At 71.7% G+C, this 20831-nt stretch carries 19 protein-coding genes; 6 read left to right on the forward strand and 13 right to left on the reverse strand.

The features are described 5' to 3' along the window. Nucleotides 1–49 precede the first annotated feature (49 nt). Nucleotides 50–4795, reverse strand: a complete 4746-nt coding sequence (locus AC3A3L_RS12130) for a 3-keto-alpha-glucoside-1,2-lyase-like domain-containing protein (RefSeq protein ID WP_487640284.1) — start codon at nucleotides 4793–4795, stop codon at nucleotides 50–52. Nucleotides 4796–4935: 140 nt separating this feature from the next. On the opposite strand from AC3A3L_RS12130, the gene AC3A3L_RS12135 reads away from it, so the two are divergent. Continuing rightward, nucleotides 4936–7077: an MMPL family transporter gene (locus AC3A3L_RS12135; RefSeq protein WP_487640285.1), complete on the forward strand. Its 2142-nt coding sequence runs from the start codon at nucleotides 4936–4938 to the stop codon at nucleotides 7075–7077. 38 nt (nucleotides 7078–7115) lie between these two features. Here AC3A3L_RS12135 and AC3A3L_RS12140 read toward each other — a convergent pair whose 3' ends face one another. Beyond that, nucleotides 7116–7388 (reverse strand): hypothetical protein, encoded by a 273-nt coding sequence (locus AC3A3L_RS12140; protein ID WP_487640286.1) that lies wholly within the window; start codon nucleotides 7386–7388, stop codon nucleotides 7116–7118. A gap of 23 nt (nucleotides 7389–7411) precedes the next feature. Beyond that, on the reverse strand, nucleotides 7412–8311 hold the full coding sequence (gene mca / locus AC3A3L_RS12145; RefSeq protein ID WP_487640287.1) for a mycothiol conjugate amidase Mca: 900 nt from the start codon (nucleotides 8309–8311) through the stop codon (nucleotides 7412–7414). A gap of 38 nt (nucleotides 8312–8349) precedes the next feature. Here mca and AC3A3L_RS12150 point away from each other — a divergent pair, with 38 nt between their 5' ends. Both AC3A3L_RS12150 and greA read left to right on the forward strand, forming a co-directional pair. Continuing rightward, nucleotides 8350–8739, forward strand: coding sequence for a DUF4307 domain-containing protein (locus tag AC3A3L_RS12150; RefSeq protein ID WP_487640288.1), 390 nt, complete (start codon nucleotides 8350–8352; stop codon nucleotides 8737–8739). Between the two features lie 175 nt (nucleotides 8740–8914). Continuing rightward, nucleotides 8915–9406: a transcription elongation factor GreA gene (greA, locus tag AC3A3L_RS12155; protein ID WP_487640289.1), complete on the forward strand. Its 492-nt coding sequence runs from the start codon at nucleotides 8915–8917 to the stop codon at nucleotides 9404–9406. A gap of 109 nt (nucleotides 9407–9515) precedes the next feature. On the opposite strand, the gene ilvA is transcribed toward greA, so the two are convergent. The 6 genes from ilvA to AC3A3L_RS12185 all read right to left on the reverse strand — a co-directional run bounded on the left by ilvA (nucleotide 9516) and on the right by AC3A3L_RS12185 (nucleotide 15783). After that, complete coding sequence (ilvA, locus tag AC3A3L_RS12160; RefSeq protein ID WP_487640290.1) at nucleotides 9516–10724, reverse strand: threonine ammonia-lyase; 1209 nt, start codon at nucleotides 10722–10724, stop codon at nucleotides 9516–9518. Next, nucleotides 10721–12121 carry an AI-2E family transporter gene (locus AC3A3L_RS12165; protein WP_487640291.1) on the reverse strand — a complete coding sequence of 467 codons (1401 nt, stop codon included), beginning with the start codon at nucleotides 12119–12121 and terminating at the stop codon, nucleotides 10721–10723. Before AC3A3L_RS12165 ends, ilvA begins: the two co-directional genes overlap by 4 nt. 10 nt (nucleotides 12122–12131) lie before the next feature. Next, on the reverse strand, nucleotides 12132–13538 hold the full coding sequence (locus tag AC3A3L_RS12170; protein ID WP_487640292.1) for a glutamate mutase L: 1407 nt from the start codon (nucleotides 13536–13538) through the stop codon (nucleotides 12132–12134). Continuing rightward, nucleotides 13535–13852, reverse strand: coding sequence for a YidH family protein (locus AC3A3L_RS12175; RefSeq protein ID WP_487640293.1), 318 nt, complete (start codon nucleotides 13850–13852; stop codon nucleotides 13535–13537). The genes AC3A3L_RS12170 and AC3A3L_RS12175 overlap by 4 nt, the downstream gene beginning before the upstream one ends. Nucleotides 13853–13855: 3 nt before the next feature. After that, the gene (locus AC3A3L_RS12180) at nucleotides 13856–15016 is read right to left on the reverse strand and encodes a cystathionine gamma-synthase (RefSeq protein ID WP_487640294.1); all 1161 of its coding nucleotides are present in this window, start codon (nucleotides 15014–15016) and stop codon (nucleotides 13856–13858) included. Nucleotides 15017–15123: 107 nt separating this feature from the next. Further along, nucleotides 15124–15783, reverse strand: coding sequence for a hypothetical protein (locus tag AC3A3L_RS12185; RefSeq protein WP_487640295.1), 660 nt, complete (start codon nucleotides 15781–15783; stop codon nucleotides 15124–15126). 160 nt (nucleotides 15784–15943) lie between these two features. On the opposite strand from AC3A3L_RS12185, the gene msrA reads away from it, so the two are divergent. Continuing rightward, a complete protein-coding gene (gene msrA, locus AC3A3L_RS12190; RefSeq protein ID WP_487640296.1) occupies nucleotides 15944–16588 on the forward strand; it encodes a peptide-methionine (S)-S-oxide reductase MsrA in 645 nt (214 codons plus the stop codon). A gap of 11 nt (nucleotides 16589–16599) precedes the next feature. Here the strand turns inward: msrA and AC3A3L_RS12195 are convergent, their stop codons facing one another. Beyond that, nucleotides 16600–17388 (reverse strand): CPBP family glutamic-type intramembrane protease, encoded by a 789-nt coding sequence (locus AC3A3L_RS12195; RefSeq protein WP_487640297.1) that lies wholly within the window; start codon nucleotides 17386–17388, stop codon nucleotides 16600–16602. A gap of 51 nt (nucleotides 17389–17439) precedes the next feature. Here AC3A3L_RS12195 and AC3A3L_RS12200 point away from each other — a divergent pair, with 51 nt between their 5' ends. Both AC3A3L_RS12200 and AC3A3L_RS12205 read left to right on the forward strand, forming a co-directional pair. Next, a complete protein-coding gene (locus tag AC3A3L_RS12200; protein WP_487640298.1) occupies nucleotides 17440–17754 on the forward strand; it encodes a GNAT family N-acetyltransferase in 315 nt (104 codons plus the stop codon). A gap of 83 nt (nucleotides 17755–17837) precedes the next feature. Next, nucleotides 17838–18179: a YciI family protein gene (locus AC3A3L_RS12205; RefSeq protein WP_487640299.1), complete on the forward strand. Its 342-nt coding sequence runs from the start codon at nucleotides 17838–17840 to the stop codon at nucleotides 18177–18179. A gap of 21 nt (nucleotides 18180–18200) precedes the next feature. Here the strand turns inward: AC3A3L_RS12205 and AC3A3L_RS12210 are convergent, their stop codons facing one another. The 3 genes from AC3A3L_RS12210 to AC3A3L_RS12220 all read right to left on the reverse strand — a co-directional run bounded on the left by AC3A3L_RS12210 (nucleotide 18201) and on the right by AC3A3L_RS12220 (nucleotide 20755). Next, nucleotides 18201–18746 carry a hypothetical protein gene (locus AC3A3L_RS12210; protein ID WP_487640300.1) on the reverse strand — a complete coding sequence of 182 codons (546 nt, stop codon included), beginning with the start codon at nucleotides 18744–18746 and terminating at the stop codon, nucleotides 18201–18203. An 87-nt stretch (nucleotides 18747–18833) separates the two neighbouring features. Next, nucleotides 18834–19121 carry a DUF1905 domain-containing protein gene (locus AC3A3L_RS12215; protein WP_487640301.1) on the reverse strand — a complete coding sequence of 96 codons (288 nt, stop codon included), beginning with the start codon at nucleotides 19119–19121 and terminating at the stop codon, nucleotides 18834–18836. A gap of 149 nt (nucleotides 19122–19270) precedes the next feature. Beyond that, on the reverse strand, nucleotides 19271–20755 hold the full coding sequence (locus AC3A3L_RS12220; protein WP_487640302.1) for a S8 family serine peptidase: 1485 nt from the start codon (nucleotides 20753–20755) through the stop codon (nucleotides 19271–19273). Between the last annotated feature and the right edge of the window lie 76 nt (nucleotides 20756–20831).

Consider the following 20831-nt stretch of genomic DNA (forward strand, 5'->3'; position numbering starts at 1 on the left):
GCCCGCCCTCCGGTGGGAGGACGGGCCGCCGGCTACTGCGTGGCGCGGGTCAGCGCTTCAGGCGGACCTTCACCCGCTGGGTGCTGCCGTCCTCGAAGCGGACGACCGCGACGGCCTTGAGGCTCGCCTTCTTGCCCAGCTTGGCGCGTGCGCGCTTGTTGAGCTTGACGGTGACCTTGCCCTTCTCGCTGACGTCGAGGTCGAACGAGCCGGCGCCGAGGCGCTTGCCCTTCGCGCCGCGGTCGCGGAGCACGACCTTGCCCTCGCAGGCGGCCGAGCCGCAGCTCAGCACCATCGTGGCCTTGCGGCGGTTCTTCGTCGCGTCGACCTTGCCACCCTTCCTGACCGTCACGGCGGGGTTGGCCGCCGTGGGCGGGGTCGGGGGCGTGACCACCGGCGCCGGGGTGACCACCTTGACCTGCGCGCGTCCCACGCCGGGGTCGTGCGCGATGTCGCCGGCGTACGTCGCCGCCAGCTCCACGGTCTTCGGCCCACCGAACGGGCCGAGCTCGAAGGTCGCCTTGCCGTCCACGAGCTCCGTGGCGGGCAGGTCGTTGCCGTCGACGGACAGCACCACCTCACCGGTCGGGGTCTCCTCGACGACCGAGTCGACCTCCACCACGACCTGGGCCTTCTTGCCCGTCTGGACCTCCGCCGGGGCGGTGACCGTCACGTCGGACGCGACGTTCTCCGGGTCGGCGTACTCCTTGACCTGCACGTCGCGGTAGAACACGGTCTCGCCGCCGCCGTGGTTCTGCAGGCCGAGGTAGGACGGCCACTTCAGCCGGTTGTCGTCCTTGCTGGTGAAGTCGTTCACCAGGACGTCGTTGAGGAAGACGCGGATGCGCTTGCCCTCGACCCGGATCTCGTAGTGGTTCCACTCGCCGACCGGGTTCAGCGCCTCGTCACGAGCCGCTTCGTCGGCACCCTGGAACGTGTAGATCGCACCGGTGGTGCGGTCGTCGGCGTCCGTGGCGTCGATCTGGATCTCGTAGCCCTGGTTGACGGCGACCCACGGGTCGTTGCCCGGGTCGGGGAACCCGACGAAGACGCCGCCGTTGTCGTCCTTGGTGAGCTTCCAGTCCAGCTGCAGCGAGTAGTCGCCCTCGAGCGGCTCGGAGTGCCAGAGCAGACCCATGCCGCCGTTGCCCTTCAGCGTGCAGTCGGCCTCACGGGTGAACAGGCCGGGGCCGGCCATGTTCCAGTCCTCGAGGCTCGAGGCGGTGCCGTCGAACAGCGTCCGGTAGCCGGGGTCGGCCTCGACCGCCTCGCAGGTGTCCGCCTCGACGACCGGGTCGCCGGTCACCTTGAACCAGTCGAACGCGCCGACCTGGCTGCCGGTGCCGTTGTAGGCGGCGAGACCGATCTTGGGTGCGTCGAGCCCCGTGAGGGGGTAGCCCGCGCCCATCGACTTCCAGGTCGCGCCCTGGTCCACCGACCAGCGGCCCTGGACCGCGGTGCCTGTCGAGACCATCTGCAGCTGCAGGTCGTCCGGAGCCGCACCATCGGGCAGGTCGGCGTTGGTGTAGACCATGTCGCCGTTGATCCGGCGACCCAGCTCCAGCACCCAGTCGCCGTCCGGCTTCTCCATCGCGACGAGCTTGGCGTAGTTGCTCGCGCTGGTCCACGCGACCAGGCCACCCTGCAGGTAGTCGTCAGTGCCCGTCATCGTGAGCTGCGTGGTCGCATCCCACGTGTCGTCCGCCGGCGCGTCCTGCAGGACCATGTTCTTCGCGTCCACGGCACCGCCGGACAGGTCACCGGCCTGGGCGTTGATGCGCAGCTGCCCGCCGGCCACCGTGACGCCGGTCGCCGTCTTGTTCAGGATGGTGCTCCATCGGCAGGTGTCGAGCGCGGTGCCCTCGAACTCGTCGTCGGCACCCGGCGTCTCGCCCGGCGCGCAGGCCGAGCGGGCTCCGAGGTCGAGGTAGTCGAGGTTCACGTTGCCGTTGTCACCGGCGTCACGAGCGATCTTGACGACGTTGGCGCCGGCCTGCAGCTCGATCTGGTCCTCGATGCTGCCCCACTCCTTCCAGGTGGCGAACGGCGGCAGCGAGAGCTTCTTGACGAACTCGTCGTTCACGTAGAGCGACATCTGCTTCGTCTGGTTGGCCTGCGGGTTGGGCCCGTTGGCGTAGCCGAGCTTGATGGCATGGAAGCCGGCCGCCGTTGTGGTGAGGTCGAAGGTCACGGCGGTGCCGTCGTTCTCGAAGCCACCGACGTAGCCGGTGCCGCTGTAGCCCGCGTGCTCGGTCTGGACGCGGTTGCCCTGACCGGTGATGGTGCCGTCCTCGGCCTCGACGCGACCGCCGGTCGGGTCGACGAGCTTCACGTGGTCGAGGTTGACGTGGCCGTCGTCGCCCTGCTCGTAGGCGATCTCGACGCGCGTTGCGCCCGCCGGCAGCGTGACCCGGACCGTGAAGGTGCCCCACGTCTTCCAGTCGGCGAAGGGCGGCAGCGAGATCTGCTGGCGCTCGTCACCGATGTAGAGGCTCATCTTCTTGGTCTGGTTGGGCGCCGGGTTGGGGCCGTTGGCGTAGCGGATCTGCAGGTCGTACGCACCTGCACTGGGCGCCACCACGGTGACCGCGCTGCCCGAGCCGACGGTCTGGATGCCGTCGACGAAGCCCGAGCCGGTGTAGCCGGCGTGCTCGGTGTCGATGCCGGCGGTGCCGGACAGCTCGCCGTCCTCGAGCTCGTAGATGCCGTCCGGAGCGGGCTCCGGCTCGGCCTCGACGTAGCCGGGGTAGCTGTTGAGGGTGTACCAGGCCTCGGTGCTCCAGAGCGTCTCGTTCGAGGCGGACTCGAACGGGCGCGGCGAGCGCAGGTGCACGACGCGGTCGGGCTTCATGCCGTCGACCTGGAGGGTGACCGTGCGGCCGTCCTCGCTGGCGGTCGCGCTGGTGACCTGGAGCGACTCCTCGTCGAGCTTGGGGCCGCCGTACTGCGCGGTGGCGCGGTAGCGCCACTGCTCGACCTGGTACTTGGACGCGAGGTCCGTCAGGGTCTCGGCCGACAGCGGCTGGGTGTACTCGATCTCGAAGCCGCCCTCGACGACGTCCATCGACAGCATGTCGAACGGCACGTCACCGCTGAGGTCGAGCTTCTGCAGGCCGTGGCGCAGCTTGCCCGTCTGGCCCCAGTTGCCGCCGGCGCCGAGGCCGCCGATGATCAGCGAGCCGTCGTCGCCCTTGAGGACGCGGCTCACGCCGGCCTCGAGGCCCTGGGTCATCCGGAAGAGCGCGCCCTGGTAGCGGCCGTCGACCTTCTCGAGGTCCGCACGCTGCAGACCGCCGTAGGTGACGTCGCCGATGAACAGCTGGCCGTCGTACGGGCCCTCCTCGACGACCACCGGGGTGCTCGGGGAGTTGGCGATCTCGTTCTGCGGCATCCACAGGACCGGCTTGGTCACCGGCTCGTCGTCGAAGCGGCCGGGGGTGCCGTCCTTCTCCGTCGTGTAGTGGTTGTAGAACTCGCCGGGACGGATGTCGATGAGCTTGGAGGCCGGGAGCCAGCCGCCCTGGTTGTCGGTCACGAAGATCTCGCCCTCGGGACCCCAGCCCATTCCGTGCGGGGTCCGCAGGCCACCGGCGACGTAGTCGATCTCGCCGGTCTCCTTGTCGATCGTGATGTGCGTGCCGCGGTCCTGCGAGCCCTGCGGCACGGTGGTCGCGCCGCCGAGGTTGATGGAGACCGACAGGTTCACGTGGAACTTGCCGTCCTTGTAGAGCATGCCGAAGCCGAACTCGTGGAAGTTGCCGTCGAACGGGTAGTCGGCGATCTTCTGCTGGCTCTGGAAGACGCCCTGGGCGTCCTCGCCGGTCAGCTTGATCAGGCCGGTCTTCTCGGAGATGTAGATCTCGCCGTCGACGACCGAGATGCCCTGCGGCTCCTTGAGCCCGCCGGCGATCTTCGTGCGCGTGACGTCAGCGGGGGACGCGGCGCCCTTGACGCCGCTGAGCCGGTAGAGCTCGCCGAGCTCGACGTTGCCCTGGTCGTTGCCGTTGCCGCCCCAGGTGAGGACGAGGAGGTCGTCGCCGTCCCACTCGAGCCCGGTGACCTGCGGCTCGAAGCCGTCGGGGCGCAGGTCGACCAGGTCGTACGCCGGGTTGACCCCGTCGAGCTGGAGGCCGTCGCCTGCGGAGTCGTCCTGGCCCTCGCACTGCTTGAAGCCGGGAGCGGTCACGCGGGTGACGTTGGCCTCGGTGCTGAGCGCGGAGGTCGGGACCACCGAGAAGGTGGAGGCGCCGGGCGGCATCCACTCGAGCGTGAGCCGCTCGCCGCCGCCGGCCTCGAAGTAGTCGACGCGCAGCTCGTGCACCGTGCCGGCGGTCAGCGTCGTGCTGCCCGTCTTCGCGGTGTCGCCGTGCAGTCCGTCGTGGTCGATGACCTCGGTGTCGTCGATGGTGAGCCGCGAGCCGTCGTCGCTGGTGAGCCGGAACTCGTAGGTGCCGCTCGCCTCGACGCTGACGTTGGCGAGCGCCTCCACCACGAAGTTGTCCTGGAGGCCACCGAAGTCGGCGGGCGTCCGCCAGTCGATGACCTGCTTGAGCTCGTCGACGTTGGGCGTCTGGCCCGCCTTGAGGGTGCAGAGCTCCGAGATCGACTGACCGAGCTGGAACGCGCGCATGGTGAGACCGGGCTCGTCGCCCGCGGGGACGGCGGACGCGCTGGGCGCGACCGCGGCGAGGCTGGCCGCCACGGTGGTGGCCAGGGCCGCAGCGGTCCAGCGGGACCGGCGGCGCGACCGTGCGCCGGCGGCGCTCGATCGGGGATGGACAGGGGACAACGACACCGGAACCTCCTGGGACCCCGACGGCACGGCGCACGCCGGGACAGTTGTGACGCCGCTCACCCTAGGACCGATCGGGCGCTTTGTGAACAACTTTTGCTCGGTGATCGCCAAAAGGGGTACCTCCCGTTACAGTCACGCTCGTGCTGGAGGACCTCGGACGGCTGCTGCACCGCTGGCGGCGGCAGGTCCTCGCGACGTGGGCGGTCGTCGTCGTGCTCGGCGCCGTTCTCGGCGGCTCGGTCTTCGACCTGGCTGAGGCCCCCGACCCGCTGCGCGACGACAGCCAGTCGGCCCGGGTCGCAGAGCTGCTCGAGGCCGCCGACCCCGAGGGCGAGCTGGTGGTCGCCGTGCTGGGCGGCGCGGACATCTACAGCGTCGACCTGATCGACCAGGCCACCCGCGTGATGCACGACGTGCGCGACCTGCCGGACGTCGTCGAGGTGCGCGACCCGTGGACCACCGGCGCGCAGGACCTCGTCCGGCCCGACCGGTTCGGCACCATCGTCACGGTCGAGATCGACCACACCGTCGAGCGCGAGCGTGCCCTCGCCGCCGCGGCGGAGGTCGACGACGCCCTCCAGCACGTCGGCATGCCGGAGGTCCTGGTGGGCGGCCCGCTGCTCGCCGAGGAGGCCTTCGGCGAGCAGGCGGTGCAGGACGCCGCCCGCGGCGAGGGCGTCGCGATCCTGGTGCTGGTGGTCGTCCTCGCGCTCGCCCTGGGCGGGTTCGTCGTCGGCGTGCTGCCCGTGGCGACCGCGCTCGGCTCGGTCTGCGTGGCGCTGCTGGCGCTGGCCCTCCTGGCTCGCCTGACGCCGGTGAGCGACTACGCCGTCAACGTCGTCACCCTCCTGGGCCTCGGCCTCGCCGTGGACTACGCCCTGCTGGTGCTCGGTCGCTTCCGGGAGGAGCGGGCGGCCGCGCCCGGCACCGACGTCGCGGAGGCCCTGGCGCGCACCCTGGCCACCTCGGGCCGCACGGTCCTGGTCTCCGGCCTCACCGTCGCGACCGCGCTGGCCGGTCTGCTCGTGCTGCGCGACCCCGTGCTGTCCCCGATGGCCGTCGGCGGCCTGGTCGCCGTGGCAGGGGCCACGCTGACCGGCCTGACCCTCGCGCCCGCGCTCGTCGCCGTCTCCCACGGCCGCATCCCCGCCCCCGCGACCGGCCGCCTGCTCGGCGGCACGCCCAGCGCCCACGCCCTGCTGCCGCGCCTGGCGCGGATCTCCCAACGCCGCCCGTGGCCGGTGCTGCTGGGGTGCACCGCGCTGCTGCTCCTGCTCGCCACTCCCCTGCTGGCCCTCGACCTGCGCAACTCCGACGCCCGCACGCTGCCGCGCGACAGCGAGCCGCGGTTGACCCAGGCCGCGATCGAGGCCGACTACCCCGACCAGAAGGCCGTCCCGATCACCGTGCTGGTCGAGGCGGACTTCACCTCCCAGGAGACCGCGGACGCCATGGGTGGGCTGGCCGGCATCCCCGGTGTGGTGGACGTGCTGCTGTTCGACCCGGTGCCGGGCGACCTCAGCCAACTCCTCGTGGAGCCGGAGCCGGACGCCGCCGGGGACTACGACGGCCCGAAGGTGCAGGACCTCGTCCGCCGGCTGCGGGCGGCCGACCTCGGGGCCGACGTCCTGGTCGGTGGCCCCACGGCCGAGCTGGTCGACACCCGCGACGCCCTGGCCGACCGGGCGCCGATCGCGGTGCTGGTGGTCGCGCTCCTCACCGCCGTGCTGCTGGGACGGCTGACCCGCTCCGTCGTCGTACCGGTGAAGGCCGTCGCGCTCAACCTGCTCTCGCTCGGTGCGACCCTGGGCGTCGTGGTGGCGATCTTCCAGTGGGGCTGGGGGTCGTCCCTGCTGGGCTTCGACTCGTGGGGCGCCCTCGACGTCACCACGCCCCTGCTGCTGTTCATGTTCGCGTTCGGGTTGTCGATGGACTACCACGTCTTCCTCGTCGCCCGGATCCGTGAGGCGTGGGACGAGGCGCTCGCCCGCCCCAGGCGCAAGCGCGACCGCTCGACCGACCTGCGGGCGCTCAACGACGAGGCCGTGCTCACCGGCATCACCGCCTCGGGACCGGTCGTGACGCTCGCCGCGGTCGCGATCGGGATCGTGTTCCTCGGCTTCGCGCTCGGCGAGCTGGTCGCGGTCAAGGAGATCGGCGTCGGGATGACGGTGGCGGTCCTGCTCGACGTGACCATCGTGCGCGGGCTGCTGCTGCCTGCGTCGATGACGCTGCTGGGCCGGTGGAACTGGTGGCTGCCCGGGAAGAGTCAGCAGGGCTGAGCCGGCCGAGGGTGACCGAGGGGTGGCAGAGGGGTCGCTCAGCGCTCGTCGGTGGTGGCGGAGCCGCCCGGGGTGCCGGCGGCGCCGGTCGCGTCGTCCGACGCGTCGGTGCGCTGCACCGGCTCGTCGCCGTAGACGCCGGCGTCCTTCGCCGCCTGCGCCTTGCGCAGCTGCTTGACCAGGCTGAACGCGATCACGACGACCGCGATGATCATGAAGATCCACACCGCGAAGCCCAGTGGACCGGCCTTCACCTCGGTGTCCTTCGGCGTCGGGTCGTCCACCAGAGCGATGATCAGCAGGTCGAGCATGCTCCTAGTGTCCCACTTCCCGCTCAGGGAGCGGGCGTCGGGATCCCGGCGAACAGGTCGTCCTCGGGCAGCGTGCTCGCGACCGTCGACTCGACCAGCTCGTAGTCCTCGGTGGGCCACGTCTTCTGCTGGATCTCACGCGGGATCGCGAACCACATGCCGTCGGGGTCGATCTGCGTGGCGTGGGCGAGCAGCGCCTGGTCACGCACCCCGAAGTAGTCGCCGCACGGCACCCGCGTGGTGATCCGCTCGTCCCACTCGGGCTCGCGCTCCCAGTTGGCGAGGCGCTCGGTGTACGGCGACTCGAGGTCGTGGGCGAGCATCGCCTCGTGCAGGGCGTTCGTCTTCGCCCAGCTCCAGCCGTGGTGGTAGTAGAGCTTCATGGGCTGCCACGGCTCCCCCGCGTCGGGGAAGCGCTCCGGGTCGCCGGCCGCGTGGTAGGCGGCGACGGAGACCTCGTGGCAGCGGATGTGGTCGGGGTGCGGGTAGCCGCCGCGCTCGTCGTACGTCGTCAGCACGTGGGGACGGAACTCGCGGATCAGCCGGACGAGCCGCTCGGTCGACTCCTCGAGCGGGACGAGCGCGAAGCAGCCCTCCGGCAACGGCGGCAGCGGGTCGCCCTCGGGCCAGCCGGAGTCGATGAAGCCGAGCCAGTCCTGGCGGATGCCGAGGATGTCGCGGGCCCGGTGCATCTCCTCGCGACGGATCTCGGTGATGTTCTCCCAGACCTCCGGGCGGTCCATCTTGGCGTTGAGCACCGAGCCGCGCTCGCCGCCGGTGCAGGTCACGACGTGGACGTCGACGCCCTCGGCGACGTACTTCGCCGTCGACGCGGCGCCCTTGCTCGACTCGTCGTCGGGGTGGGCGTGGACGTGCATGAGTCGGAGCCCGGTGCGGGACCGGTCGGCGGAGGGCTGGGCCATGGTCTGGAGTCTAGGAGGAGGGACTTACGCTTCTGTGCGTGACCACCGACCTCGCCGACCGCTACGGCGCCCCCGCCCGGTGGCGGCGACCCGTGGCCATCGGGTTCGCGGTCGTGCTGGCGGTCGTCGGGCTCACCTGGCTGGGCTGGACCGCGTGGTTCCACGGCAGCCCCGACGTCCGCTCCGAGGTGGTCACGTTCGAGGTGACCGGTGACCACCAGGTGGAGACCCGCGTCGACGTCCAGCTCGCCGACGGTGTCGAGGCCAGCTGCCGGGTGCGCGCCCTCGCCGAGGACAAGACGGCCGTCGGCGAGCTGGCCTTCACCCCCGTGGACGGCGTCAACGAGGTCGTCATCCGCACCGAGCGCCGGGCCACCTCCGTCGAGAAGCTCGGGTGCACCTCCCCGGACCAGCCGCGCCCACGCTGAGTCGTCGGCCTGCACTTTTGCCCCGGGCTTGCTAGTCTGAATGTTCTGCCCGTCCGGGTGCGCTGGCCGACGTCCGTCGCCGCGCCGACACCGATCGGACGGAAGACACCACCGACCCGATGCGGGGGCGCTGAGGCACACCCGCATCCAGTACCACGTGAGCAGGAGCACCGACATGACCGACCAGGGCACCATCTGGCTGACCCAGGAGGCCTACGACAAGCTGAAGGCCGAGCTCGACGACCTCAAGGGTCCCAAGCGCCAGGAGATCATCGAGCGCATCTCGGCCGCCCGCGACGAGGGCGACCTCAAGGAGAACGGCGGCTACCACGCCGCCAAGGACGAGCAGGGCAAGCAGGAGGCCCGCATCCGTCAGCTCGAGGACATGCTCCGCAAGGCCGAGGTCGGCGAGACGCCCCCCGACGACGGCGTCGTCGAGCCGGGCATGGTCGTCACGGTCGACTTCGGTGGCGGCGACGAGGAGAAGTTCCTCCTCGGCGCCCGCGAGAACCTCAGCGACGGCGACACCCTCGACGTCTACTCCCCCGAGTCGGCGATGGGTGCCGCGATCAACGGCAAGACCAAGGGCGACAAGGTCACCTACACCGCGCCCAACGGCAAGGAGCTCTCCGTCACGATCGTCGACGCGGAGCCCTACAAGGCCTGAGCGCTTTTCACCGCCGGAGCGGTGAGTGGGACACCTTTTCTGCGTGCAGAACGCGTGTCTCACTCACCGCTCCGCGGCATTTTCGGCGGCAGTCGAGGGCGTACGCCGCTCAGTTGTCGACGCGGTAGCCGCGCTCGCGGAGGCGGGCCATCAGGTGCTCGGCGTGCGCCTCGCCGCGGGTCTCGAGCTGGATGCGCACCTCGACCTCGTTGAGGGTCAGCGACGGGGAGAGCCGCTCGTGGGCGACCTCGAGGACGTTGGCGCCCTCGGCGCCGACCTCGGCGAGCAGGGAGGCCAGGCCGCCGGGCAGGTCGGGGATGCAGACGCGGAGGTAGAGGTAGCGCCCGGCCGCGGCGAGGCCGTGGCGGATCACCTTGCCGAGCAGGAGCGGGTCGATGTTGCCGCCGGACAGGACCGCGACGGCCGGGGTCTCGAAGCCGGTCGGGTTGTCGAGCATGGCCGCGACGGCGGCGGCACCAGCCGGCTCGACGACCTGCTTCGCGCGCTCGATCAGCGCGAGCAGCGCGCGGGACAGCGACTCCTCCGAGACCGTCACGATCTCGTCGACGTGGTCGCGCACGGCCGCGAAGGTGATGTCCCCCGGCCGGCCGACGGCGATGCCGTCGGCCATCGTGCTCATCGACTCCAGCGGCACGGGCTGCCCCGCAGCGAGGGAGCCCGGGTAGGCCGCGGCGCCCTCCGCCTGCACGCCCACCACGCGTACGTCGGGGCGCAGCGCCTTGACCGCGATCGCCACCCCGGCGAGCAGGCCGCCGCCACCGGTCGGCACCAGCACCGTGCGCACGTCGGGCGCCTGCTCGAGGACCTCGAGGCCGAGCGTGCCCTGCCCCGCGACGATGTCGACGTGGTCGAAGGGGTGGATCAGCACCGCGCCGGTCTCGGCCGCGAACTCGCGCGCCCGTGCGAGCGAGTCCTCGAGGTAGCGGCCGTGGAAGACGACGTCGGCACCGTAGCCGCGGGTCGCCTTCTCCTTGGGGATCGGCGCACCCTCGGGCATGAAGACGGTGGACGTGATGCCGAGGGTCGAGGCCGCGAGCGCGACGCCCTGCGCGTGGTTGCCGGCGGACGCCGCGACGACGCCGCGGGCCCGCTCCTCGGCGGACAGCCGCGCGATGCGGACGTAGGCGCCCCGCGACTTGAAGGAGCCGGTGCGCTGGAGGTTCTCGCACTTCAGCGAGACCGGTCCCCCGACCAGCGCGGAGAGCCAACGCGACTCCTCCATCGGCGTGGTCACCGTGACGCCCTCGAGCATCTCGCGCGCGGCCACGATGTCGGCCAGGGCGCATTCGTCGGTCATGCAGGGTCCTTCTCGGGGTGGTCGGGGTGGTCGGGGTGGTCGGGGTCGTCGTCCGGGGCGTCCGGGCCCGCCAGCGGGCCGTCGTCGCGGATCTGGTCGCCCTCGTTGGGTGGTGGCGCGATGTCCTCCTCGAGCGCGTCGTCGGGGTCGTCGTCACCGACCTCGGTGTAGGAGGCGAGGTGCTGGACGACGGCGTTGCCGGCGGCGGCGAGGGGTACGGCGACCAGCGCGCCCGCGATGCCGGCCACGAGCACCCCGCAGCCGATCGCCACGATCACGCCGAGCGGGTGCAGCGAGACGAAGCGGCCCATGAGGAACGGCTGCAGGACGTGGCCCTCGATCTGCTGGACCAGGATCACGCCGCCCAGCATCAGCAGCGCGGTCCACGGGCCCTGGTCGACCAGGGCGACCAGGATCGCGACGAGCCCGGCCACGGTGGCACCGATCATGGGGACGAACGCACCCAGGAAGACCAGCACGCCGATGGCCACCACGAACGGCACGCTGAGGAACCAGGCGACCAGCATGATGCCGATCGCGTCGACGATCGCCACCAGGACCGTGGCCCGCACGAACTGCATGAGCGACACCCAGGCGACGCGACCCGAGGCGTCGACGCGCTCGCGGGCCGCGCGGGGGGCGATCCGCACCAGCCACGACCAGATGCGCTCGCCGTCGGCGAGGAAGAAGTAGGTGGAGAACAGCACGATGAAGAAGCCCGCGACCACGTGGCCCACGGCCGTGCCGACCTCGGTGGCCCGGGTGAAGATGCCGTCGGCGCCGGTGCTGCCGGAGACGGCGGACTGCACCTGCTTGATGTAGCCGTCGAGCTGGGAGTCCGAGATGTGGAAGGGGCCGGTTCGCAGCCACTCGCGGACCTGCCCGAGGCCGGTGACCACCGAGTCGGCCAGGTCGTCGGCGCCCTGGGCGACCTGCTGGCCGACGAACGTGAGCAGCAGCGCGACCGTGCCGAGGCCCAGGAGCATCACGACGCCGGTCGCGAGGCCGCGCGGCACCCCGACCCGGCGCAGCCAGACGACCGTGGGCGACGCCAGCGCGCTGATCAGCAGCGCGATGGCGATCGGCAGCGTGATGACGGCGAAGAAGCGCAGCGTCCACAGCAGGCCGAGCATCGCGACCACGATGACGACGAGCCGCCACGCCCACGCGGCGGCGAGGTCGAGGCCCCACGGCACCTGGGCGCGGCTGAAGTTGGAGGGGCCGGTGGTGAACGCCGGTTCGGTCCGCCGCTCGGCGCGGCCCTGGGCCCACTGGGCGACGATGCGATCGGTCAGCCCCTCCTCCTCCCGGGCGAGGGCGGCGAACAGTCGCCGCCGGCCCGACTCCACCTCGGGGTCGCCGGGAGCGTCGGGCGCGGGCTCGTCGTGCTCGCTCACGTCGCTCACGCTACCGATCCGCCGCCGCAGTGAGACCACCCAGCAGACGGTGTGCCGCGCCCGGGTGGTCCTGCGCCAGCAGCCCGGCGGCGGCCAGCACGTAGTCGTGGTCGACCACCACCCGTGGGTCGCGCGGCAGCTGCCAGCCCCCCTCGAAGGCGTCGCCCGTCGCCGGCGCCAGCACCCGTCGTACGGCGTCGGGGCCGCCGTGGCGCAGCACCCCACCGGAGCCGACCAGGAGGTCGACCTCGCGGAGGTCCTTGCCGCTGCGCTCGACGACGCGGCCCTCGGGGCTCACCACGACCCGGCTCCGGCCGGCGTGGCGCTCAAGGGCGATCCGGACCGCGGCCGCGGCGATGTCGAGGTCGGTCTCCTGCTCGGCGACCGGGTCGGGACAGCTCTCCGGGAGCAGGTCGGGACGCTCGTGGCGTCGTACGGCGGCGGCGTGCAGGTCGTGACGACCGGCGGCCTCGACGGTCGAGACGGCCGACCAGCGCATGCCGAGGTCTCCCTCGACCGTCCGGGTGACCGGCGTGGTGGCGACGACCTCGCGGGCCAGGCCGCTGTCCTCGGGGTCGAGCTCGACGACGCTGTGCACGTCGGTCGTGGCGCCGCCGACGTCGACGACCACGACGTCACCGGCACCGGGGTGCTGGTCGTCCAGGCCGCGCGCGAGCAGCTCGACGCCGGTCAGCACGACGTCGGGCGTCGCGCCGCGGACCATCGAGGTGAAGGTCCGACCACTCGCGTCGCTGCGGCTGCTGAGGTGCTTGCCGCCGATCACGTGGCTGAGGAAGATCTCGCGGATCGCCCGCCGGGCGCTGTCGGGGGCGAGCACGCCGATGCGGGGCACGACGTTGTCGGCGAGCACGTGCGGCGTCCCCGAGCCGGCGAGCAGCCCCGACACGACCGGCTGGGACTCCACGTTGCCGGCCACCACGACGGGACCCGGCCACGGCACGCGGGCCAGGAAGGCAGCGTCGCCCTCGAGCACCTCGGCGTTGCCGCCGTCGGTGCCCCCGACGAGGAGCACCACGTCGGGCTCGGCCGCCCGCAGCCCGGCCAGCTTGGTGTCGTCGAGGCCGCCGTGCAGGACCAGCACCACCTTGCCGCCGCTGGAGAGCGCGACCCGGCGCCCGGCCTCCGCGGTGACCAGCTCCTCGTTGCCGACGACGGCGATCCGCAGCCCACCACCCGCGCTGGAGCAGGCGAGCACGTCGGCACCGAGCGTCCGCGGGTCCTGCTGCGCGAGCGCGGCGACGCAGGCGTCGTACCCGTCGAGCACGTCACCGTCGCCGTCCGGGCCCGGGAGGGTGGTGGGGTGGCTCGCGGTCCCGAGGAGCAGTCCGCTGTCGAGCTCGACCAGCGCCGCCTTCGTCCAGGTGGATCCGAAGTCGACGCAGACGACCGCGCTCACACCAGCACCGTCAGGGCGACCACCACGATGATCGTGATCACGGCGAGGACGACGACCTGCACGGCGAACCCGGACGGGAGGTCGGTCCCGGCCCGGATCGCCTGCTCCGCCTGGCGGTAGCGGTGCCACCCGACGCCGGCGGTCATCGCCGACGCGAGGAGGAGGGCGATGCCGAGGGCGACGTTGGGCCAGGTCTCGTCCAGCAGGTTGAGGGCGCCGACGGCCGCGACGACGAGCCCGATCGCGGTGCGCTCGTAGGCGAGGAGCGTCCGCTCGTTGGCCAAGAGGTAGCGCGGGTCAGGTGCCTCGGCCACGGGTCAGCCCAGGGCTCTGTCGAGGTCGGCGACGAGGTCGTCGGCGGTCTCGATGCCGACGCTGAGCCGGACCAGGTCGGCCGGCACCTCGAGGTCGGTGCCGGCCACGCTGGCGTGCGTCATCCGGCCGGGGTGCTCGATGAGGGACTCGACGCCGCCGAGGGACTCGCCGAGGGTGAACACCTCGGCGCGCTCGCACACCGCGAGGGCCTGCTCCTCGCCGCCGGCGACGCGGAAGGACACCATGCCGCCGAAGCGCCTCATCTGCCGGGCCGCGACCTCGTGCCCGGGGTGCGCGGCCAGACCGGGGTAGATCACCTCGGTGACCCGCGGGTCGCCGTCGAGGAACGCCACGACCCGCTCCGCGTTGTCGCAGTGGCGGTCCATGCGGACGCCGAGGGTCTTGAGGCCGCGGTGGGTCAGGAAGGCGTCGAACGGCCCGGCGACCGCGCCCATGGCGTTCTGGTGGTAGCCGATCTTCTCGGCGAGCCCGAGGTCGCGCACGACGACCGCTCCCCCGACGACGTCGCTGTGCCCGCCGACGTACTTGGTGGTGGAGTGGACCACCACGTCGGCGCCGAGCGTGAGCGGCTGCTGGAGGTAGGGCGAGGCGAAGGTGTTGTCGACGACGAGCAGGGCGCCTGCGTCGTGTGCGACCGTGGCGAGGGCCTCGATGTCGCCGATGGTGAGCATCGGGTTGGTGGGGGTCTCGACCCACACCAGCTTGGTCCGGCCGGGCTCGATCGCCGCTGCCACGGCGTCGGCGTCGGCCACCGACGCCGAGCTGTGGTCGGTGCCCCAGACCTTGGCGACCTTGTCGAAGAGACGGTGCGTACCGCCGTAGGCGTCGTCGGGGATCACCACGTGGTCGCCGGGGCGGGTCAGCGCCCGGATGATGGTGTCCTCGGCGGCCAGGCCGGAGGCGAAGGCGAACCCCTTCTCGCCGTCCTCGACCCCCGCGAGCGCGCTCTCCAGCGCCGTACGGGTCGGGTTCGCGGAGCGGCTGTACTCGTAGCCGCCGCGCAGGCCGCCGACACCGTCCTGCTTGTAGGTGCTGCTGGCGTAGATGGGCGGGTTGACCGCCCCCGTCATCGCGTCGGGCTCGTAGCCGGCGTGGATCGCACGCGTGTCGAAGCCGGACTTGTTGCGGTGCTCCTGGGTCACATGCCGAGGGTAGACCCCGCGGCTCCCGGCCCGGACAGGGGAACGGCCGCCGCACCCCTGGCACGGCGACCGGTCCCGGTCCGGTCAATCGTGTGGCCAGCCACTCCTCACGGCGCGCTGACGACGGCAGCCGGGCGGAGGGCCCACGAGCCGTAGGCGACCGTGTCGCCCGCGGCGGTGCTGGTCACGTACACGATGGCTCCGTAGACGCTGGCTCCTGCAGCGTTGGCGCCCGCGTTCCAGATGGTGCGCGTCGCCACGTTGGTGCTCGATGCCTCGTAGAGGCACAGGTTGCCCGGAGCGGCTGCGGGAGCGGCTGCGGTTCCGGGGCAGTTGGCGGTCGGCGCAGCCCCGGTGTTGAGGTAGTTGACCGTGGGCGCCGCCGACAGCGACACACCGAAGGTGATGTTGTCGCCGACCCTGGTCCCTGCAGCAGTCGTCCCGATGGCGGCGTACTGGCCTCGGTAGAGCGCCTGCTTGGGGAGGTACCTGCCGTCGGACTCGGCCTTGGTGTACGACGAGCCGGTGAGCGAGTACCGCTCGTCGCTCTTCTTCTTGGTGTAGTACTTCTTGTCGCTCTTCTTCTTCGTGTAGTACCGCTTGTCGGCCTGCGGCTTGAGCTCCTTGTTCCAGATCTTCTTCCAGTTGGTGGCCACGGCACTGCTCACCTCGGCCCCCGCCGGGGTGAGGACCATCAGGCCGCCCCCGACCAGGACCCCTACGAGGACGGCGACGGAGAGCTGCCGGATCGTTCGACGTGAAGACATGACACTTCCTTTCCACGAGTTGCTGACGTCTTCACCGTCCTCCCGCCCCGGCGTTCCCGCATCCGCGACAGCGCGGACGTCTAGACCGCGTGGCTCCACGTGCGCCGGCCATCCGCCGAGACACAGTGGCGCCGCTTGCCCGGCGCGCGACAATGGAGGCATGTTCGGATTCGGCAAGCCCACCACCCTGCCCACCCCCGACCAGGCGCTCCCGGGGCGCGAGCAGCAGATGTGGCCCCTGGGCGAGCACGTGGTCCTGCACACCCCGGTCGTCACCGACGAGGTCCCTGATGGCTACGAGGTCGCCGTCCTCGGCCTCGGCTGCTTCTGGGGCGCCGAGGAGATCTACTGGCAGGTCCCCGGCGTCTGGTCGACGTCCGTCGGCTACGCCGGCGGCAGCACGCCCCACCCGACCTACGACGAGGTCTGCAGCGGGCACACCGGCCACACCGAGGCCGTGCGCGTCGTCTTCGACCCCGCGAAGGTGTCGTACGCCGACCTGGTCAGGAAGTTCTTCGAGATCCACGACCCGACCCAGGGCATGCGCCAGGGCAACGACGTCGGCACCCAGTACCGCTCGGCGATCTACTGGACCACCCCCGAGCAGGAGCAGACCGCCCGCGAGCTGACCAAGGTCTACGGCGAGGAGCTCGCCCGCCGCGGTCTCGGCGAGATCACCACCGAGATCCGCCCCGCCAGCGAGACGCCGTACTACTACGCCGAGGACGCCCACCAGCAGTACCTCGCGAAGAACCCGTTCGGCTACCGCTGCCACGCCAACACCGGGGTGGCGTTCCCGGCCTGAGCCGTGGGGGGCTAGGCCGGGGCGAGCGTGGCCTCCGGCTCGATCCTGTGCCGACGGACCAGCAGCGTGCCGCCCACGACCACGTAGGCGAGGATCGCCGCGATGGTGCCCGGGTATCCGCCCTGGTCGACGGCGATCGCGGAGCCGGTGAGGATCGAGAAGTCGAACAGGCCGTGGATGACGGAGTTCAGCACGTTGCCACCACTGACGCGGCGGATCAGGTAGAAGAAGTAGCCGGCGAAGCTGACCGCGATCGCCTGCGGCAGCGCGTGCGCGACGTCGCCGGTGAGGGCGTTGCTGATGTGGACGGCGCCGAAGACGACGCTGGACCACAGCGCCACCTTCCCCTCGGTGAGGCCGTGCTGGCGCAGTGTCGTCACGCCGATGCCCCGGAACATGCCCTCCTCGCCCCAGCCGACGAACTGCGTGGCGACCAGCAGCGCGAGGACGTAGCCGAGCGGCTTGTCGAAGAGGTCGGCGTAGTCGATGGCGATCAGGATGCAGACGGCGAACACGATGGGGACCATCCACACCCACCGCTGCACGGGCCGGTCCTCGCGCAGGACCGGTTGCCACCACCCGAGGGCGGCCACGACGGCGTACGTGAAGACGAGGGCGGCGCCGAGGGGGATCCACATCTGCACGATGACGTCCTCGGTCGTGTACAGACCGTCGTCGATCTCCCAGACCTGGCTGACGAGGAACCCGGTGCCCTTGATGACGGCCAGATAGGCGATCACGATCACCGCGAACCAGGCGTAGGACAGATGGCGCTGCTGCTGGCCCCCCGGCGCTGTCATGGCACGACCCTAGGGGGATCGCCGTCCCACGACCAGAGGTAGCCTGCCCTCGTGCCTGACACCGTCGACGTCTCGGTCAACTCCGACAAGTCCCGCTACGAGGCCCACCTGGCCGGAGAGCTGGCCGGCTTCGCCGAGTACCAGCTCGCCGACCAGCTGATCGTCTTCACCCACACCGAGGTCGACCGGGTCCACGAGGGCAAGGGCATCGGCTCGGCCCTGGCCAGGTTCGCACTGGACGACGTGCGCGACCACGGCGGACGCCGGGTGCTCGCCATCTGCCCGTTCATCAAGGCCTGGATGCTGCGCCACCCCGACTACGCCGACCTCCTCTACGACCGGCCCGCGTCGGTCGTCCACGACTGAGCCGCACCGGGCTGTCGATCCCGGCCCCGTTCGTCCGTCAGAGTGGTGACGCGCCGCACGGGGCGGCCGCAAGGAGGAGCGACATGACCAAGTACGCCATCTACTTCCACCAGCAGTGGGTCGGCGACCACCCCGCCGAGTGGTACCAGACGCGGGTGGAGCCGAGCACGGCCGTGGTGAGGGACATGGAGGCCGCCGGCGTCCTGGTGTTCGCCGGCGGTCTCGTGGAGGACATGTCCCTGGCCTTCAGCGCCGACGCCACGAGCGGGTCCATCGTGGTGACGGACGGTCCCTACACCGAGACCACGGAGTACCTCGGCGGGATCACGATCATCGAGGTCCCCGACATCGAGACCGCGAAGATGTGGGCCGGCCGAGTCGCCGAGGGCTGCGGCTGGCCGCAGGAGGTCCGGGAGGTCAAGTAGCCTCCCGGACCTGCGGGTCCGCTACTGCGCGACCCAGTCGGTGAAGCTGCGCGGCGCGCCGAGCCAGTCGGTGCGGGTGCTGCCGCCGTCGGGCCGCGTGCCGGCGACGCGTACGGCGACGCGCACCTCGTCGGGCGAGCCGAGGGCCTCGCGGGAGATCCGCATGCGGACCTGGTCGGTGTCGTAGTTCACGCGCATCCGGTAGGAGCCCTCCACGGGCTGCCCCCAGGTCTTGTTGGCGAAGCCGTCGGTCTCGACGAGCTGGTAGTCGGTGCCGACGAAGTAGCCACCCGCGAAGACGTACTCCGGGCCGGGGTCGTCGGGGTCGGTGTCGAGGAACACCGATCCCGACGAGCCGGTGCGGAAGGACGGCCGCAGGTCGGTGTGGGTCGTGGTGATGACGATGTTGGCGGCCTTGTGCTCGACCTCCACCGACCGCAGGTCGACGCCGTGGCCGAGGTCCGCGGGGTCGGAGACGCCGATGCCGTCGGCGTTCGCCGCAGGGATCTGGGTGAGGGCGAGGGTGGCGACCGCCACGGTCGCGGCGCTCAGGAGGGTCCTACGCATGGTGCTGTCCGTTCTCTCGTCGGGCCCCTGACGGGGACGTAGAGGGAGACGCACGGCGGTGCCCCGAGGTTGCACGCGGCGGCTGGCTCAGTCGCGACCGACGTGCATCCGGACGTCGACGACCTGGCCGAGGTCGACGTCCTCGGCACGGCGCACGGCCACCTTCAGCGGCAGGAACCACGTGTCCTCGCGGGGGAACATCGCGGTGGTGAACTCCGTGTCGCCGATCCACGCGCGGACCGGGACCACGCCCCAGTAGACGACGTCGGCCTTCACCTCGTCGACGAGGTCGGCCGCGTCCGGCGGGAGGGCGACGAAGAAGAACGGCGCCGGGCCGCGCCACTCGACCACCTCGCCGGCGAACTCGATCTCCATGCCCCCACCTTCCCAGCAATCCGCCCGCTCGGGGCAGACACCGAGGCGGGCGGAAGACCCCACGGCCTCCGCCCGCCTCGCACCGTCGCACCCCTGTCGCACGACGGCCCTCCCTGGAGGGTCTGGTCAGCCCCGTGACGAGCTGGTGCTCACCCCAGGGCCGCGACTGCCGCCACGACGTCGACGAGGCCGTGGCCCTTGTCGTACGACGTGGTGCCGACCGGACCGGGCTGGTAGGCCGCTCCGTCGGTGAACTTGTACGCCGAGACCTCCAGCGCCTGCTCGACCTCGGCGGGTGTCGCGCTCGGGTCGGCCTGGAACAGCTGGGCGACGATGCCGGCGACGTGCGGTGCCGCCATCGACGTGCCGCTGATGGTGTTGAACGTGCCGAGGTCGAGCGCGCCCGGACCGTTGCGGAAGTCGAGGCCGGTCGAGCAGATCGCGAGGTAGAGACGGCACGAGGACGTGATGTTCTCCCCGGGCGCCGAGACGTCGGGCCACGTCGAGGCGTCGGAGGCGAGGCCGCGCGAGCTGTACTCGGACACCACGCCGTCCCGGGTGCCGGTGTCCTGGTCGTAGGAGGAGGCCACCGAGAGGATGCCGCCGGTGGGGTCCTGGCCGGGCGGGTTGGTGAGGCTCGTCGAGCCGTCGCCGCCGTCGTTGCCTGCGGCCCAGACCGTGACGACGCCCTCGGCCGCGAGCGCGCGCTGCAGCTTGACGGTGGCCGACTCCGGGTCGAACGCGCCGCCGCCGCTCGGGCCGTAGGAGTTGTTGGTGACCTTGATGGGCGGGCAGGTCGACGCGGGCACGTCGGCACCGCACGGCGCCTCGTGGTTCTCCAGCACCCAGTTGAGTGCGGAGTCGGCGCCCAGGATCACGATCGCGGCGCCGGTCGAGATCGACACCAGCTTGGCGCCGGGGGCGGCGCCCTGCAGCTTGCCGCCGTCGGTCAGCGTGGTGGGGCGGCCGGCGACGATGCCGCTGACGTGGGTGCCGTGGCCACCGACCGACAGGGTGTCGGTGTCGACGAACGCGGGCACGCGCTGCACCGAGCAGGTCTCGGTCAGCGGCTCGCACAGCGCCTTGAGGTTGGCGACGACGGCGCTCGAGCCGTCGGCCTCCTTGAAGTAGGGGTGGGTGGGGTCCACGCCGGAGTCGATGACCGCGACGCTGACGCCCGTGCCGGTGAGCGGCGTGCCGTCGGCACCGGTGAGGGTCGCGGCCGCCTCCGCGCCGCGGGTGGCGATGTTGGAGGTCTCGGCCATGGTGTCGGCGAGGAAGTCGATCGGCTGCGCCCCTCCCTCGACGTACGTCACGCCGTCCTGTCCGCGGACCGCCTCGACCTGGCTCCGCGTGGCGTCGGCGATGACGACGCCGATGCGGCTGAACTCCCCGGACTTCCGCATCCCGGTGGCCGCGACGGCCTGTCGGGCAGCGGTGATCGAGGTGCCGTGCACCATCACGGTCGTCCGGCCGGACAGCCCGGACAGCTGCCGGGCGAGGAAGTCGGAGACGTTGGCACGGTCGGCCTGGGCGGTGGCCTCTCCCGCGGCCGGAGCGGTCGCGCCGATGCCGAAGGTCGCGGTGGCCGCGAGCACGCTCGCCGCACACGCGAGAAGGGTCCTGGGTCGCACGGGTGTCCTCCCGAGAGGTCGAGGGTCGTCGGGTGGTCCAACGAGCCGTCGCGCGCGAGGTCACGCCCGGCGCTCG

This window comes from Nocardioides sp. Soil_C_8 (assembly GCF_057656315.1).

Bases quoted from the DNA above. Each gene is read 5' to 3' on its own strand.
- greA (WP_487640289.1), top strand. From the start codon at position 8,915: ATGACCGACCAGGGCACCATCTGGCTGACCCAGGAGGCCTACGACAAG.
- AC3A3L_RS12205 (WP_487640299.1), top strand. From the start codon at position 17,838: ATGACCAAGTACGCCATCTACTTCCACCAGCAGTGGGTCGGCGACCAC.
- msrA (WP_487640296.1), top strand. From the start codon at position 15,944: ATGTTCGGATTCGGCAAGCCCACCACCCTGCCCACCCCCGACCAGGCG.
- AC3A3L_RS12140 (WP_487640286.1), bottom strand. From the start codon at position 7,388: ATGCTCGACCTGCTGATCATCGCTCTGGTGGACGACCCGACGCCGAAG.
- mca (WP_487640287.1), bottom strand. From the start codon at position 8,311: ATGGCCCAGCCCTCCGCCGACCGGTCCCGCACCGGGCTCCGACTCATG.
- AC3A3L_RS12215 (WP_487640301.1), bottom strand. From the start codon at position 19,121: ATGGAGATCGAGTTCGCCGGCGAGGTGGTCGAGTGGCGCGGCCCGGCG.
- AC3A3L_RS12210 (WP_487640300.1), bottom strand. From the start codon at position 18,746: ATGCGTAGGACCCTCCTGAGCGCCGCGACCGTGGCGGTCGCCACCCTC.
- AC3A3L_RS12195 (WP_487640297.1), bottom strand. From the start codon at position 17,388: ATGACAGCGCCGGGGGGCCAGCAGCAGCGCCATCTGTCCTACGCCTGG.
- ilvA (WP_487640290.1), bottom strand. From the start codon at position 10,724: ATGACCGACGAATGCGCCCTGGCCGACATCGTGGCCGCGCGCGAGATG.
- AC3A3L_RS12185 (WP_487640295.1), bottom strand. From the start codon at position 15,783: ATGTCTTCACGTCGAACGATCCGGCAGCTCTCCGTCGCCGTCCTCGTA.